The sequence below is a fragment of the Kitasatospora sp. NPDC098663 genome (assembly GCF_044760075.1).
In the GTDB taxonomy this organism is placed as follows: domain Bacteria; phylum Actinomycetota; class Actinomycetes; order Streptomycetales; family Streptomycetaceae; genus Kitasatospora.
Map to the genome: position 1 here is coordinate 1 of NZ_JBIWAP010000150.1, position 1,071 is coordinate 1,071.

1 protein-coding gene is annotated in these 1,071 nt (G+C 71.6%); it reads right to left on the reverse strand.

Features of this window, described 5'->3' with window-relative positions; all coding sequences use genetic code 11:
- Nucleotides 1-93: 93 nt before the first annotated feature.
- Nucleotides 94-1,071: IS4 family transposase (locus tag ACIQVZ_RS42545; protein WP_402458588.1), on the reverse strand; the 978-nt coding region annotated here is incomplete at its 5' end.

A 1,071-nucleotide genomic window follows, 5' to 3' on the forward strand; every position in this document is an offset into this window, starting at 1 on the left:
TGGGCGCGTTTGAGGGGCCAGTTGGACATCTTGCGTTTGATGACGCGGGGGCAGGTCCGCTGTCGGCGTTGGGGCAGCAGGCGTTCGGCGATCTCAGCCAGGGTGCGGGTGAGTGCCCTGGCGAGTCTGCCGGGGGGAAAGTCCCGCCTGGGCGGGTACTTGGCGGCGCACGACCCGCAGGCAGCGGGTGAAGGACAGCCGGTCGGGGTCGATGCCCTCGTGCAGGGCTGCCTGGTGCATCAGCTGTCGGATCGCGTAGTGGACGAGCAGGAGGCCGTAGACCTCCTGCTCGACTCCCCATGGGTACTTCGATCGCAGGACGAGCTTGGGGCCGCGCTGGTGGGTCTTGATCTCGTCCAGGGTGGTCTCGATCTCCCAGCGCTGGGCGTAGAGCGCCGCGAGTTCGGCGGCCGGTGCCTCGTTCGGATCGAGGAGGGTGGTGACCAGGCGGTAGACGGTCGCGTCGCCGGTGCGGGCCAGGGTGTACTCGACGACCCGGACGGCCACCGGGTTGCGGCGGGTCCTGCGGTCCTGCTCGGCGTGGATCGTGCTGAGGTAGGAGCCGTCGTCGAGCACCCGCAGCACCGGCAGTGCCGCGTTCTTCTTGACCCGCCACAGCAGGTCCGCGCCGGTGGCCCGTGCCTGCTGCCACAGCTCGAACCCGTAGAAGCCGCGATCGGCCAGCAGCAGCATCCCCGCTTGCAGGTGGGCGAACAGCTGCCGGGACAGGGTCTGCTCGCTGACCGACAGCGGCCCCAGCGCGGCGCCGAACACGGTGTGGGTGCCGCACTCCGCCAGAGCGACCAGCCTGGCCTGCGGGAACGCGCCGATCCCGCGACCTGAGCCCGGACGGCCGAAGAACTCGTCGTTGGCCTCGGTGTCCGCCAGGTCCAACGTGGTGCCGTCCACCGCGACCAGCCGCCAGCGCCGGTACCAGGCACCCGCCGTCCCGGGCACCGCCACGGGACGGCACACCCGCGCGAACAGCACCTTGACAGGCTCGACCCCAAGCCGCCGCCGTGCCCGGCCGATCGCGGCGGTCGTGGGCACCCGCCACGACCGCCGCCCGTC